The organism is Bradyrhizobium quebecense, assembly GCF_013373795.3.
GTDB classification, from domain to species: Bacteria; Pseudomonadota; Alphaproteobacteria; order Rhizobiales; family Xanthobacteraceae; genus Bradyrhizobium; species Bradyrhizobium quebecense.
This window is the reverse complement of sequence record NZ_CP088022.1, coordinates 8,089,327-8,104,334: the sequence shown is the minus strand read 5'-3', so window position 1 is coordinate 8,104,334 and position 15,008 is coordinate 8,089,327. Positions and strand designations below refer to the sequence as shown.

Genomic DNA, 15,008 nt, shown 5'->3' with positions numbered 1-15,008 from the left:
ACAGGCATCGACGGGTCAATTACCCCGGGGGCGCCATTCGCGGCGTGCCCGATGGCACGCTAAGTTATTCCGGCAGGGGCAGATAATGCGCCTGCGAGTCGGCGAAATTTGCAACAGGAACCATCGAGATCGACGTCTGTTCTTGACTCCTATGAGTGAGCTGTTGCCAATCCTCGTCGAGAAGTCGATTCAGATCGCCTGGGACTTCCTTGAGCGCTCCGGCGAAATCACAGATCCTGTCGACGCGAGCCGCTTCCTTCTTCGAAACATCGACGACATGGCGCGGGCTGGTGAGCATCGGCCACTGATGCTAGCGAACCATGCCATCGACGCATATCGGCGCTACAAGCGCCTGCTCGCAGCATGATCAATCCTAATTGTTCGATCTGCGGCGGTTTGGGCTCGGTCTGCGAAAACCATCCGCATTTGCCGTGGACGAAGGATCCGCGGGGGTGCCAGTGTGGCGCAGGGATGAGGTGCGCGTGCAACAGCTCCGACGACATTGATGTAGGCGTTGAGAAGCCCGATGTGAGCGGGGTCCTCGAGGAGAACCCGCCTCCCAAGAATTAGCGCCGCGTGATCTTCTTACGGCGGTTGTACGGTGAGCGGTTTATCGGCCGTAGCGAGATGCCTTCCCGCTACGCTTTGCTCGCGATCGAGCCCTTCGGCCTCTCCATCTTTAGGCTAATGACGCCTGTTGGGATGTTCGCTCTCGCCAGCGACCGAAGCTGTTTGACTTCTTTATCCGTCCAGGGCTGGCGCGAACGGCGCTTGTACTTTGGGTTGGCTTTGCGTGGGCCCTTCTTGCCGATAAGTGAGCCCGGTCGCTTGCGTTTGCCATGGGGCACCTCCTGATCGGATGAACACACGAAACAGACCACCAGTTCCTACTTAGGAACGTTGCGCCTAAGCCGCAGTTGTTTGAGAATGAACAGCCTTACGAAGAAAGATCAATTCGAACGCTCAAAAATCGATCTGCACGCGCCCGATCAAATGAAATGCTGGGCTCATGCGCTGGGTGTCTCGAAGGAAGAGCTTCGTAAGGTCGTCGATAAAGTCGGGAATTCTGCCGCGGCCGTCCGCAAGGAGCTGGAGGCGAATCGTGACGAGAGAACAAGAAGTCAGCGCTGAATGTGCACGGGAGGCGCGCAGGCAGGCCGCGCTGCTGCCGCCTGGTCCAGTCAGAGACGCGCTGCTTGAAAAGGCTCGCCAGTACGAATTGGCCCTACAGACTGTTTTGCATCACGATGCCAAAGAACCGCCCCTGGGATCCCGCTGAAGACGACCTTCTGCATAAGCTCATCACGGAAGGTCGCTACGCTGTCGACATCGCCGTCGAGATGAGCCGCAGCGAATCAGCAGTACGGCTCAGAGCCAAGGTTCTAGGTCTAAACTTTGCCACCGCGCCGCGCGGCCCCAGGCCGAGATAACGCGGGTCGTCCCAGCCGAATGCTGGGAAGACCCGCAAGCCGGCTACTTGGACCTGGTCGAGCCGCCCGACTTCATTCCAGTGTTGGTCCCTGTCGTCTGACCGGGAGCGTATCCCGAGGCGCCGGGGCCGCCAGCCTTCGAGCCTCTTGCCTGCAATTCCTGTCCAGGCGCATAGCCCGAGGCGCCAGGGCTTCCCTTCTTGGAGCCCCTGTCTTGCATCTCATGGCCGGGAGATTTGCTCGAGACGCCTTGTGCGAAGAAGGCGGTGCTCGAAGCCATCAGGCATGCCGCAGAAAGTGCGATGATCGCGCGCTTCGTTTTACTCCAGAGTGAGCCCGCCAACCAACCACCCGATCCGAACGACGTTCCATGAATGTTGCTCATCAGGCTCTTGGTCGATGCCATCGCAAGAGCTTGCCGAGTTCTATTTTGCGGACGCAGCCGTCGTGAACCGGAGGTGAACGCATCGTTCAGCGGGCATTCCAACACGCAACTGATAATCTGTTGGGTTATTAGTCAAAACGGGTGGAGACTTATAAGATGAAACGGCTTCTCGCAATCGCATTTATTGGCTGTGCTTTTTCGCTCTCGCCAATTTTGTCGGCATCGGCCATGCCGATGGCAACGCCGCATACCCTGGGTAGCACAGACGATGGAGTTATCCAGGTCAGAGGCGGCCATGGGCATGGGCATGGACACGGGTGGGGCCATCACGGTGGTCGTGGCCATCACTACGGTTGGCGGCATCATCACCGCCATTGGTGGTGACTCACTGATTAGAAGACAGAGGCCGCATAAATCTGCGGCCTCTCTTTATCGACTGACGCTGCCGCCTCGCCCACTGCTTGAGACTGAGGAAAGACCGAAGCGTCAGGCGCAGACTTCCTCGGCTCGATTTCGCTCATCGAACGTTATGGAATATCGGTCTATTCGACCGCCGACAACATGGTTGGCGCGCCCGGAACGAGGCGGCGCGTCACATAGGAAACCCTTGTTTTCCAAGTAAAATTCTTCGTCTTGCCTGTCCCTTGATACCACAAACGTGTACCACACCCAAGCGGCCTATTTAACCTTTGAGCGGTGGCGCGCGGCACCGGGCGCGGGAGCATTTTGACGCTGGTCGCCGATACGCGCCAAGAGCGCGCTTGCCGGCTCATCCCTTAGGTCTTGGGGGACGAGTTCACCTCGGAACGCCTTGGTAAGGATGGCTTGATCCAAGTGATCAATCAGCTTTCGCGCGTTGGCCGCCTCGGAAGATAAACCGTCGATCCAAGCGAATGACGCTCCGATACGACGGACGAGTTCGCACTGTTCATCGAGGCTGGGAAGCAATAGTGTGAGGTTCCGAATTTCGGTGCTGTTGATGTTGTTCACGCCGCTTGTGGACTTAGCCAAGCTCTCGATCTGCGCTCTCGTTTCCGGAGCCCGCAACCAATATTGGATCAACTCAGGATACGCCAAGGTACGATCTAATCTTAGACGGATAAGATATCCCGCAAAAAGCATTCCCTTCGCTTGTCGTTGAACGACGGCAGAACGTCCCACCAGATCGAGGCTCCCGTTCGACCGGATTACGAGGATATCACCCTCCTCAAGTTGAAGGGCGTTCACCTCATCCCGGCTGAACTTGGCTGACTTAATGTCGTCCAGCGTAATGCGGCCGCGCTGCACATTTGGAATTCGCAACACGTTAACCGGCCCACCATCGTAGCTACACTTCTTTGCAGTGCCGTACCTGATGTCTGTTATGACCGCGCCGAGAGAAGTTTTCTCCCATGATCCATTGCACGCATTCGCAGTGCGCCACTCGTGCGTCAATTCGCCTCGAAAAGCAGCCGCCAAGATTGCTTGCTTATACTTCTCTACCAGCCGCGAAACGCAGTCGAGCTGTTCGCGCGCACGATCCGTGCTTGAGAGCAGGCCATCGATTTTTGCCACAATTCGCCGTTGTTCCGGCAGAGGAGGCAGAGGGATCGCTGCTTCAGAAACATCGCGGTCCGAAACAGCTGGATACATCGTGCCGTCCTGCGACAGCGATACCGCGTCTACAAATTGATCCGCTGAGGTCCATCGAAAAAGATATCTACTATCGACGGCGCCATTGGGCCTGAGCACTGCAATGCCGGTAGATGTTAGCTGTCCGTCAAGCTCCGCGGGAACAATCGCAATGTTCTTGAGGTAGGTTCTGACGGTCGAAAACAGCGTATCTCCAGCGCGAATGACGCGGCGCGCTCTCGATGGGGCCTTCGCACCCCGGATCGCGCTCGGATTGGCGATTGTACAAGACTTATTGTCAATCGATCCGATGTCCACGTACTTGAATGTTTTGTTCGGCGTTTTTCTGGGATCAACCGTCTCAAATTTTTCGGTTACATCCGAAATCGTAACTTGGCTCCAATTGTTCGGAATGGTCATTCAGCCGCCTCCGATAGACCGGCGGCTCCTTCAGCTTCGTTGATTTCCAATTCTTCAGAAACCGTTTCGATATCTTCAAGCGCAGCCTTCAAGTGCCCAATGATTGCTGCTGCTATATCCTCTGCATCGGTCAACTTTTCTTCGGCTTCGGCTTCTGTGTCGCGCAACCACGAAATATCTAAGCTATCGTTTCTCGCCCCGATTGCTTCGCGCGTAAAGCAACGCCAACGTCCACCTTCGCCCTCGTCCTTCCGCGCGGCTCTGCCGTTCGCATCCCTACCATAGACTTTCTCGAACGCTGCAAAATCGTCGACTGTGAGCGGCCGCGTTTTGCCAAAAGCAGGCATGTTCGCACGCATGTCGTAAACCCAAGTCGACTTGGTATTCGCTTTGTCAGTCTTGCCACGCTGGAAGAACAGGACGTTTGTCTTAACGCCCTGCGCATAGAAGATACCGGTCGGCAGCCGAAGAATGGTGTGGAGATTGCAAAGCTCCATCAACCATGTGCGCATTCGACGGCCTGTATTATCCTCAAATAGAACGTTGTCGGGCACGACCATCCCCACCCGGCCACCCGGCTTCAAGGCGCGGACAACGTGTTCGACGAAAGCCAATTGCTTATTAGATGTATCGGCCGTAATCGAGAAATCGGATCGCGTTGGTCTGCCGCCGCCCTTCTTGGTACCAAACGGCGGATTGGTCAGCACAAGGTCGGCCTTTGGTAACCGCTCTCCATCCGGCGAAAGGGTATCCGCGAGGTCCACGCCGCCCTCAATGCCATGAAGCAAAAGGTTCATTAGGCAAAGACGATGGGTGTCGGGGACCAACTCCGCGCCAATGAACGCACTATGCCGCTGGAAATGGCCTTGTTGCTCCGTCAACTTGTACAAATCGTCGGTCTTATCCTTAATATAGCGGTCAGCCGCGACCAGAAAGCCTGCTGTACCTGCGGCGGGGTCTTGTACTACCTCACCGACCTGCGGTCTCAGCAAGCGCACCACACAATCGATCAGAGGTCGCGGCGTGAAATACTGTCCGGCACCTGACTTCTTATCCTCGGCATTCTTCTGCAATAGACCCTCGTAAAGATTACCGAGCCCCTCCTCACGAGCAGAAAACCAGTCAAGCTGATCAATACTTGAAGTCAGCGCCTTCAGATTGGTCGGCTTGCGAAGGCGCGTCTGCGCATCTACGAAGATGGCACGGACCAAACCGTCTTTTACCTCTGCCTTGCCAAGGTCGAGCAACAGACGCTTGTAGTAGTCGAGTTGATCGAGGCCGTCGCGCTTCGCCAGTTCGCGCCAGCGGTATGCCTTGGGAAGCCGCTCTTCCTTCTTTGTCTCCTCAAGCATCTTGAGGAAGAGCAAGTATGTCAGCTCGGTCACATACTCGTTGTACGTGATGCCATCGTCACGCAGGATATGGCATAATGACCAAAGTTTCGCGACGATGTCGGTTGTGTTTGACATTACCCCGCCTTCTTCCACATTTCCTCGTTGATGCTACTCAGCAAGCTCTCAAGCTCGCCATCGAAAACCCTATTAAGGCGCGCAAATCCGCCATCAGCTGCGAAAGGTTCCCGATCAAGGGCGTCGCGGTCAACCACGACTTCCTTCTCGACTTGCTCGGCGATGCGGCGGAGCCACCTCTTTTGAGGATCACTCCAATTCTTGCCGATCAACACCCGCTGGATCGCGGCTTTCACCCGATCCGCATAAGGCACCAGCGGGTCACCTAAGGCCGCCTGCCGGACAAAGCCAATGATGGAAGCGGCGATATCCACATTCTTGGCGTCGGCCCACGCCCGACGGAGATTAACCTCCGAATACCCCTTCAAATCGAGCGCAGCGCGAAGGTCTCGTAAGTCCGCCCGCGTTAGGTCGCGCGGCCGCTGAACCACGAGTTTCAAGGCTGCTACAGTGTTAACGTTGTCGCGCACGTAGGCTTCAAAGCCCTCTAGAAAATCTTCCGGCTTATTCGCCGCGCCATATCCGCGCGTGACTGCTATAACCGCGTCGGGGTGATGCGAGATAGGCATGAAGCGTGGTTGCCCGTCTCCGTCACCCTGCCAATCCAGGATCGGCCCAACCGCCGACCGAGACGAGAACCATTCCGACAGCGCTGCGGGCTTTGCGTCCAATATGCGCTTCAGGGTCGCCTCAGGCGCTTCTCCGGCCGCGGCTTCAAACTTGACGCGCGCTTCGGGCGATAGCCTCTTCATGGCTCGGCGAAGCTTCACAGCAAGCTGCTGGCGAATGGTTTCCCGGTGAGCGTCTTTATCTGCCGTCACCAGCTCCTTGAGGAGCTGCTCGAAGCTAATTGATGGGTTGACCACCACCGGCTTCATGTCCGTCAATTCCTGCAAATGCGGATACAGGTCCACGGCATCGAAGATGCGGAACACTTCCTTGCCAATATCGGGGCACAGCCGCGTCGCTCGGCCGATCATTTGCTCATAGAGGATGCGGCTGTTGACCCTTCGCAGAAACACCAGATTTGTGATGGATGGTACATCCACCCCGGTCGTAAGCAGGTCGACAGTGACGGCAATCTTAGGATCGGCATCGTTGCGGAACGAACGAATAAGCGTTCCCACCCGATCTACGCTCCCGGTAATCTTCCTCACCGTCGCGTCATCGATATCACCGTATTTCTTCGCGAACGCCCTTTTTATTTCGGCCACGACAATATCAGCGTGGGCATCGGTAGCAGCAAAGATCAATGTCTTCCCAGCCCCCGGGGCCGATGGGTCGATGTGGCTCGCAAGCTCCTCAGCTACCACACGATTGAATTCCGCAGTGATGACCTGCTTGTTGAACTGCTCGACATCAAACCGGATTTCATCGGGTGCATGAGCTAAGTTGATTTCGCCGGTGCGGGTATTCAACAAGTCCAACTGCTTGTTTTTCTCGAAGATGATACCGGCACGCGCCAATGCCGTCTCGATGCGCACAGGAGGCTCGTGGTCGATCAAATAGCCGTCAATGACCGCCTGCCGATATGAATATTTGAAAATCGGATCGCCAAAGATTTCAGTGGTGTGTAATGCTGGTGTGGCCGTAAGCCCAATTTTCACAGCGTCGAAGTACTCAAGTACGCGGCGATACTTGGAAATGTAGTCTTCTTGACCCCGGAAGCTCAGCTCGGCGTCGGACATTTCCCGATCAAGCAAGTAGCCGCGGTGACACTCGTCGATTACCATGAGGTCGTATTGGTCCACTGGCGGCGCTTCCGAGCTGTCGGCCGCATACAATACGCGCTTGACGAGACCTTGTATGGTGCAAATGTGGACCTTCGTTTCACTCTCAGGTGTCACGTCGGAGAGCCTCTTGAGGCCGAAGATGTCGGCAAAGGCCTTTCCCGATACGACCTTTGTCGTCGTAAACTCCCCAGCGGCTTGCTCACCAAGAGCTGATCGGTCAACGACAAAGCAGACGCGCCGAAACCGCTTCGTTTCGAGCAGGCGGTAGAGCATTGCTATCGCTAGCTTAGTCTTTCCCGTACCCGTCGCCATAGCGAGCAACATCGAACGGCGACCACCGCCCAAGGCTCCTTCCACGGCCCGTATCGCGCCCTGTTGGTATTCTCGGAGCGGAAAGCCAAACTCGAAGGGCATGTCCTTCAGAGCAGTGTCAGCGGCATCTGGATTGATTTCGAGCTGCCCGAGAAGGCCTTCAGGGGTTGGCCAACCCACCAGCGCTCGGCGGTGATTGGCCGAACGTCGCGTATCGCGAAACCAGATACCACTCTCAGTTTCGATCTGCTTCAGATAGGAACGGCCATTCGCCGCAAAAACAAACGGCACACCGTGGGTGCCCCACGGCCTACCTTCCGCAAATGAGAACGCCGCGTCGGGTTTCATTCCCATCGAATAGCGCTCGGCCTGATCGATGGCGGCCGATACGTTCTTACGTTTCCGCTTTGCCTCGACCACGCCGACCAGCGTTAAACCTACGAACAATGCGTAGTCTGCCGGACCACTCGCGGTCGGCCACTCGGCAATTGCAAGATTGCGTCCCTTTGCAGGTCGAGCATCCGCACTATGGCGCAAGGATTTTGTGTCAGCTTCCCAACCACTGTCGCGGAGCTGCTGGTCGATGAGGTCTCGGGTAGACGCTTCGTCGAGATCGATTTTTTTGGCAGCTTCTTCGCCGCGAACCACCAACTCGGACAACTCCACCTGCGAAGTCTGCTTTGCAAGCTCTTGGACCTGGTCGAGCGGATCACGCACGATGCGAAGCGCATTCGATATTGCAGATACGTCCTCCGAGAATTGAGGCTTAAAGTCTTGGCTCCGTGCTACGCTGCGAAGTTTTTCTTGCTCAGCTTCTTGCGCCAGCGCCTCCCACAGCGTTCGCTCCTCTTGAACTTGTTTGAGCTTTTCTTCGATACCTTCGCGGGCACGCGCGCTCTCGTGCGCTTCGCCGCGGGCAGTCTCAAGCGCTCGCACAGCAGCCGCCAGCTCCTTCTCGAGCTCGCTCAGTCGCGCGGCGTTCTGATCAATCTCCGTCTTGGTGGGTTTCGACGGCTCTGCGAACTGTGATGGCTTGAAATTTGGCTGCTTCCCATAAGCCCGGTGAAACCAGACGCCCAACTGCCACGCAAACTTCAGGGCCGACAAGGCTTCTTTGAAGCTTCCTTCGCCTTCATGAACGGCACGATTGCCTATCTTCCGTATGGCATGGAAAACGTCGGCAACTTCTCTGGGTGTTATCCGTTCGAGGCTGAGCCGCCTAAGCGTATCTTCAAAAGTCTCTCGTTCACCGAGGTATAGGGCATGACGAGCAGCGACGATTTTACAAAGCAGCTCGGCGAACTGTCGAAGCTTGAAAATTGCAGTGTTGGGGTCATCGTGTAGGTAACGCTCGGCGGCCGCTCCGTATGCCTGCAAACGAGCGTCGTGAAGCCTTAGGAATTGAAAGTTGCCAGCCTGCGTCATTCCTCCCCCGCGCGCTATCTATCTGCGATAAGGCGCGCCGCTGCAACCTGAAAGAAGGTCGTACTCTTTGAAACGCCGAGACGCACTCTGCTGAAAGCGGCTTGGCGGCGGCGGCCCTTTAAGCCCTATCTTTGAAACTGGGGGATGCCATGAATTTCCCGAGGGGCCCCCGGAACAAAAAGGGGACCCGTTGAGGGGACGCAGAGGGTGTCAACGGGTAGGCCAAAGTCGCACTTTCATTCTGTTCGTAATTCGGCCACTTCATGAACAGCCCATCTCGGTGCGGCCTAGAAACTATTTGAAAACGACTGAACTTTTAGTCGTCCACATGCACCGAAAATTGAACAATTGCTCGGATTCAGATGCGGCGGCAAGGCGAGTTCGAAATTCAACTCGCAACGACAGTGGCCGAGCCCAACTGTTCGTCGCGCGTAGTTGGTTGAGCGAGAGAGATTCAAAACCAGCTCTCAATAAAGGCTCTGTTTCCCGCAAAAATGCCGTACCGTACCGACTCCCGACGTTCTAGGATTCGGAGAAAAATGCATTCTCCAGGCCCATTCGCGGCGCATTTTAAGTACGGCCGGCATTCTCCGAATCGGAAAAACACGCGAAAACAGGCGCGTTTTCGAGCCTCCCTCACTGTCGAGGTACGAAGTTTTGGGGCAAACTGGCGGACCGAGATGGATTCAAACACACGGTACGACATCCAAACGCAACGCTTAGCCCGAGCGATCACACGTTCGCCCTTAGAGAGCCAAAATGGTAACCAGACCATTTCTCACAGCGAAATCAATTATTTAAATTACGGGAGCGTGGAATCCCAAGCGGGGGCACGACCTTACGCGTTATGCCTGAGTCGGCACCTGGCCCCGCCAAGGCCATCATCGAGGAAGTTGCCGAGCTTGGAATCTACGGTGGCAACTAAGGCGAGTTCCAAGTTTTGGGCGATGGAGGATTCAGCAACACCATCGACGCCTCTGCTCTAAGGCGTCGATCGTACCGACGCGTGCTTGGCGGGTTGGTCGAGGCCCAAGGCGGCCGGGCGTACCAGCCGCTGGAAGGCCGCTAGGCTTCGCAGCGCGAGGCGGCCTTGAGTTTAAAATCCAAGCCTGGGTATCGCAGCGCGCCACGTCAAAACGGAGGCCGCACTGGCCAACGACGCAGGTTGCATGGGTACTGAAAATGCCAAGCGCTTGGGTGCAGCCCTCTTTAACGGCTTGTGGAGTTACCCAAAAATGTCGAGCCCAGATTCGCATATTTTACAAAGCTTTACGTTCATAGTGGTCGGCGAGATTTTTACTTATCAGTTTTGGGCAAAGCAAACTAAAATGCAAAAGGTGCCTGTGCCGCAGGCTTTTCTTTCATTTTCTGGTTTTGAATTTGTCAGGGGGTCTTTGACTGCCAGCACGGTTGGGTGCATTGGGAAGACGCAACCCTAAAAAGGGTGTCAGCCTCCTACATCATCATAACCAGGCGGAAAACGAATGGGGCATTCGGTCGAAATTGAGCGTCTGTTGCAATGGGCATTTCGCGAAGAGTTGCCAAAGCGCGCCGGCCTCGGCCCGCGTGGTCCGCAGAGCGCTTGGCAAGCAACCGAGCGTTATGCTCGGCTCGGGTGCCTGATCCGCACGAGTCTCTCGGCCTCAACGTCGGCAATTCCCCATCGCGACGCGCTGATCATCGCGGATCACGTTACGGGACTTCGGAGAAGCATCGCCATCAATCTCCATGAGTGGAAAGCATTCCTGCTGGGCGATCTCCTTACTCTCGCGGATGAAATCGCTAATCCTTGGATCAGTGTGGATGAAGTCGATCTCATCGAAAATCACTCACGCGCCGGAGTTTCGCCCGATTGGCATCGCTATCCTCCCAAGGCGATGCCTGAGATTGGCGCGAACGGAAAGCAGAAAGTTTACGGCAAGCGATACGGCAAAGATCGCTACAGCGAGGGCGCATATTGCCCTTTGCAATGGATCAATCTTGCCGGCATTGCGCGCGCGAGAGCGGAATACACTGTTTGGCGCGGATCGCTTGATCGGCTAGCGAGATCTCTTGACGGCAAACTGAGGAATTACGTGGCTCTGCCGCCAGCAGCTCTGCCGGCGCCTTGGACGCGCCCCCACTAAGCAGTGCCGAAAATCAGAGAAAGACGAACACCAATGCTAAGCATTTGGTGATTGATTGACGCTCGAAACCATCGCCGAACAGGCGCTCCACACTCTATCGGTGATGGAGACCGTCAAGGTCAAGCCGATTGCAAACAGCGTTCATGCTGCACATCGGGCTGCGCCCGCCGATAACGCTTGGGGTTGTTGGTCGAAGCTACCGAAATACGCGTCGAAGGTGATCAGGTATCTCAGTGGCAGCAACGGCCTGACCGACGCACCTCGAAGGCTGGAGTCCACGGCCTTGAGGCGAAGTGCCGTCTCGAGTTCGGCGCCGGCACTATGAGCGGCAAAGCCATTTATTCGCATCCCGGCGCCTAAAGCGCCTCCAGGACCGGCGCGGACACGAGCCGCGCTACCGTGCGTCCTTACTTCAAAGCGGCAGTTCTCCCGCGGACCTTCCTGCCTTGCAGCTTGCACGACCGTACTTTAATTTCCAGGCTAGATCACCATGCTCGACGAGAAATCAAGCGCGCGTGCGCGCGGCAGTACGCTGCCGCCGCCGGCGCCGCGAGACTCGTCGCGGGAAGCGTTGAAGGCCCTAGTACGGGCGCTTGCGCGTGCCGACGCAATCGAGGATCATCGGCCCCGGAATGGCGGCGTTGAGGGGGGCGACAACCAGTGAAAGCAGCGATCTACGCCCGGTTTAGCGACAAAGACAAGCAAACCGACAAATCGATCGATGATCAGGTTGCGCTCTGCCGTACCATGTGCGAGCGCGACGGCTTGATGGTCGTCGAGGTCTATTCAGACCATGGTATTTCCGGCGCCAGCACCGTGAACCGCCTCGGCTTGCAGCGCCTTATGCGCGATGCGAAAGCCGGCAAGTTCGCCGTAGTCGTCTCCGAGTCGCTCGATCGCATCTCGCGTGATCAGGAGGATTTGGCCGGCATCCACAAACGTCTCAACTTCGCGCGGGTCGAGATCAGAACATTCGTTGATAACACCGTCGGCGAGATTCACGTGGGCGTCAAGGGCCTCGTCGGCGCGCTCTACCTGAAAGACCTCGCGCAAAAGACGCGACGCGGCCAAGCCGGCGTTGTTCGCGACGGCCGCCACAACGGTGGTCGCAGCTTTGGTTATCGGCCGGTGCTGGGCCGGCGCGGTGAACTTGAGATCGACGAGGCCGAGGCCCAAACCGTGCGGCGGATTTTCGACCTCTACATCGACGGCAACACTCCGCGCGACATTGCGGCTCGTCTTAATAGGGAACACATCGCAGGACCGCGCGGCGGCGTGTGGAATGCCTCGACGATCGGTGGCAGCCGTACGCGCCGCAATGGCATCCTGCAAAACGATCTCTATGACGGCCGGATCATCTGGAACAGGCAATCATTCGTCAAAGACCCGGAGACCGGCAAGCGGATCAGCCGCCCCAATCCGCGCGACCAGTGGATTACGGCCGAGGCCGAACATCTGCGCATCATTGATGCCAAGGTGTGGCAGACGGCGCAGGGACGCGTCGGCGACCGCGCTGGCACGCCGCACAAGGCGCGGCCGACGCATCTGTTATCCGGCCTTGTGAAGTGCGGCAAATGCGGCTCGGGCATGATCGCATGCGGCACCGACAAGCGCGGCGTGCGCCTAATGTGCTCTCGCCGCCGTGAGACCGGCCTTTGCGACAATGCGACCGGGGTGCCGCGCGTCGTCGTTGAGGAGCGTGTGCTCAAAGGGATCGAGCATCACCTCGCCGATCCCGATCTCGTCGCCGAATATGTCGCCGAATACCACCGCATGAGCCGCGAACTGAACAGCAGGGCTGCCGTCCACATCAGGACGCTCGAAAAGCGCCTCACGACGGTCAATACCGCGATTAACCGGCTCGTCGATGCGATTGTGTCCGGCACGCCGGCTCGAGCCGTGCAGGATAGGTTGGCGGCTCTGGAAGCCGAGCGCGACGAGATCGAGCGGGAGCGCGCCGGCGTTGGCGCCGATCCGGTCGAGTTTCATCCCAACGCGGCCAACGCCTACCGGCTCAAAATAAGGTCACTCAAGAAATGGCTGGCGGATTCGGGCGACGAGGCGCGACAAGCCGCCTTCGCCGGCATCCGTGAGATTATCGAGAAAGTGACGATCCATCCGCGCAGACCGGGCGAACCGGTGGGAATCGAGATCGACGGCCAACTCGCCGCGATCCTGCGACTCTCTGACACCGTTACCGGGGCCGGAGAGTCGCAGGGCGCGATGGTTGCGGGGATAGGATTTGAACCTATGACCTTCAGGTTATGAGCCTGACGAGCTACCGGGCTGCTCCACCCCGCGTTAAACCGTTGCGTGCCTTGCAGAAAGAGTGCCCGAGCCGGTCGGCCAACGCATCAGATGGCGCCGATCGATCCGTCCGGAGGGCTTCCTGAGAAGGCGACCCGGACCGAAGCCGTCGGGTGCGAGGGGTATGTATCAACGTGAGTACGGTTTGGAAAGCCCCGGATGCGGGTTTTTGAGGATTTTGTGACGCCGAAATCGATGGTTTTCCTGGCAAATCTACCGCCGGGAACCCGCTCTTGCCAGATCGCGCGCAAAAGCGGAGCTTGGCACCCAACAAAATCCGTCAAGGACACGTCATTCGAGGGGAAACGCCATGGACCGGCCATTGAAGAGCCCGGGGCTGCATGCGCTTGAGGACGCCTTTCATCGCCAGTTCGAGCTGTCGCGCAGTGAGCCGGCGCCGACATTGCAGGCGCGGCTCGACCGGCTGCGCCGCCTGCGCGCCGCGCTGACCGAGAACGAGGCGCGATTCGAGGCGGCGATCTCGGCCGATTTCGGCCACCGCTCCACCGTCGAGACCGCGATCGCCGAAACCATGCTGGTACTCGGCGAGATCAAGCATGCGGCCAAGCACCTCAAGGGCTGGATGGCGCCCGAGAGGATTCCGACCACGCTGCAGTTCGCGCCGGCCAGGAACCGGCTGATCCCGCAGCCGCTCGGGGTGGTCGGGATCATCGCGCCCTGGAATTATCCGCTGCAGCTGACCCTGGCGCCCGCGGTCGCCGCGATCGCCGCCGGCAACCGCGCCATCATCAAGCCGAGCGAGCTGGTGCCGCGCTTCGCCGAGCTGCTGGGCGAGGTGATCGAGAAGAAATTCGACACCACCGAGCTCGCGGTCACCGATATCGACGACGAGATCGCAAGGGCCTTCGCCGCCCTGCCGTTCGATCATCTGATCTTCACCGGCTCGACCCGCGTTGGCCGGCTGGTCGCGGAGGCGGCCGGCCGCAACCTGACGCCGGTGACGCTCGAGCTCGGCGGCAAATCGCCCGCGATCGTCGACGGCTCGGCCGACCTCGACGAGGCCGCGCAGCGCATCGCCTATGGCAAGCTGCTCAATGCCGGCCAGACCTGCATCGCGCCCGATTACGTGCTGGTGCCGCAAGCCTCGGTGCAGCCGTTCGCGATGCGGCTGCAAGGCCACATGCAGCACATGTTCGGCACCGATCCAAAGAATCCCGACTACACCTCGATCGTCTCGGACCGGCACTATGCCCGGCTCGAGGGCCTCGTCGCCGACGCCGCCGCAAAGGGCGCGACCATCATGCAGCCGGCGGCGCCGAACGATCCCGAGTGGAAGGCGAGGCGCAAATTCCCGCCGACCGTGATCGTCGATACGACGCCCGAGATGACCGTGATGCAGGAGGAGATTTTCGGCCCGCTGCTGCCGGTCCTGGGCACCCGCGACGCCACCGAGGCGATCGCCTTCGTCAGCCGGCGCGACCGCCCGCTGGCGCTGTACTGGTTCGGCACCGACAACGCCGCCCGCGATGCGGTGCTGGCGCGCACGGTGTCGGGCGGCGTCACCGTCAACGATTGCCTGTTCCATTTCGCGCAGGCCTATCAGCCGATGGGCGGCGTCGGCGCGTCCGGCACCGGCGCCTATCACGGCGAATGGGGATTCAAGACGCTGACCAAGCTGAAGCCGGTGTTCTACCGCTCGCGCTTCAACCGGCTCGCCGATCTCTATCCGCCCTATGGCGCGAAGATCGCGCGACTGGAGAAGCTGATGCGGTTGTTGTCGTAACGCGCAGAGTGTCATTGCGAGCGAAGCGAAGCAATCCATAGCGACG

General features: G+C 58.3%; 10 protein-coding genes, 1 tRNA gene and 1 pseudogene. 6 read left to right on the top strand and 6 right to left on the bottom strand.

Annotated elements, in window-relative coordinates; translation table 11 throughout:
• The first annotated feature begins 163 nt into the window (after window positions 1-163).
• Both HU230_RS38585 and HU230_RS38580 read left to right on the top strand, forming a co-directional pair.
• The gene (locus HU230_RS38585) at window positions 164-367 is read left to right on the top strand and encodes a hypothetical protein (RefSeq protein WP_420840821.1); all 204 of its coding nucleotides are present in this window, start codon (window positions 164-166) and stop codon (window positions 365-367) included.
• Window positions 368-927: 560 nt separating this feature from the next.
• Window positions 928-1,131, top strand: a complete 204-nt coding sequence (locus HU230_RS38580; protein ID WP_176533735.1) for a DUF3606 domain-containing protein — start codon at window positions 928-930, stop codon at window positions 1,129-1,131.
• 1,362 nt (window positions 1,132-2,493) lie between these two features.
• Here the strand turns inward: HU230_RS38580 and HU230_RS38575 are convergent.
• The 3 genes from HU230_RS38575 to hsdR are packed head-to-tail and all read right to left on the bottom strand — an operon-like array spanning window position 2,494 to window position 8,785.
• Complete coding sequence (locus HU230_RS38575) at window positions 2,494-3,846, bottom strand: restriction endonuclease subunit S (RefSeq protein WP_176533736.1); 1,353 nt, start codon at window positions 3,844-3,846, stop codon at window positions 2,494-2,496.
• On the bottom strand, window positions 3,843-5,315 hold the full coding sequence (locus HU230_RS38570; protein ID WP_176533737.1) for a class I SAM-dependent DNA methyltransferase: 1,473 nt from the start codon (window positions 5,313-5,315) through the stop codon (window positions 3,843-3,845). The genes HU230_RS38575 and HU230_RS38570 overlap by 4 nt, the downstream gene beginning before the upstream one ends.
• Window positions 5,315-8,785: a type I restriction-modification system endonuclease gene (gene hsdR, locus HU230_RS38565; protein ID WP_176533738.1), complete on the bottom strand. Its 3,471-nt coding sequence runs from the start codon at window positions 8,783-8,785 to the stop codon at window positions 5,315-5,317. The genes HU230_RS38570 and hsdR overlap by 1 nt, the downstream gene beginning before the upstream one ends.
• A 1,169-nt stretch (window positions 8,786-9,954) precedes the next feature.
• Here hsdR and HU230_RS38560 point away from each other — a divergent pair.
• The 3 genes and pseudogenes from HU230_RS38560 to HU230_RS38550 form a co-directional block, all read left to right on the top strand.
• Window positions 9,955-10,224: a hypothetical protein gene (locus HU230_RS38560; protein WP_176533739.1), complete on the top strand. Its 270-nt coding sequence runs from the start codon at window positions 9,955-9,957 to the stop codon at window positions 10,222-10,224.
• Between the two features lie 45 nt (window positions 10,225-10,269).
• Window positions 10,270-10,911, top strand: coding sequence for a hypothetical protein (locus HU230_RS38555; RefSeq protein WP_176533740.1), 642 nt, complete (start codon window positions 10,270-10,272; stop codon window positions 10,909-10,911).
• 660 nt (window positions 10,912-11,571) lie between these two features.
• Window positions 11,572-12,567, top strand: a pseudogene (locus tag HU230_RS38550) (recombinase family protein); the annotation flags it as partial.
• Here the strand turns inward: HU230_RS38550 and HU230_RS38545 are convergent.
• The 3 genes from HU230_RS38545 to HU230_RS38535 form a co-directional block, all read right to left on the bottom strand.
• Window positions 12,535-12,900, bottom strand: coding sequence for a hypothetical protein (locus tag HU230_RS38545; RefSeq protein ID WP_224944020.1), 366 nt, complete (start codon window positions 12,898-12,900; stop codon window positions 12,535-12,537). The pseudogene HU230_RS38550 and the gene HU230_RS38545 overlap by 33 nt on opposite strands.
• A gap of 36 nt (window positions 12,901-12,936) precedes the next feature.
• The gene (locus HU230_RS38540) at window positions 12,937-13,074 is read right to left on the bottom strand and encodes a hypothetical protein (protein WP_224944018.1); all 138 of its coding nucleotides are present in this window, start codon (window positions 13,072-13,074) and stop codon (window positions 12,937-12,939) included.
• 61 nt (window positions 13,075-13,135) lie between these two features.
• Window positions 13,136-13,212: transfer RNA gene (locus HU230_RS38535), tRNA-Met, on the bottom strand.
• A 316-nt stretch (window positions 13,213-13,528) separates the two neighbouring features.
• Between HU230_RS38535 and HU230_RS38530 the strand changes: the two genes are divergently transcribed.
• Window positions 13,529-14,962 carry a coniferyl aldehyde dehydrogenase gene (locus HU230_RS38530; protein WP_176533741.1) on the top strand — a complete coding sequence of 478 codons (1,434 nt, stop codon included), beginning with the start codon at window positions 13,529-13,531 and terminating at the stop codon, window positions 14,960-14,962.
• The last annotated feature ends 46 nt before the right edge of the window (window positions 14,963-15,008 follow it).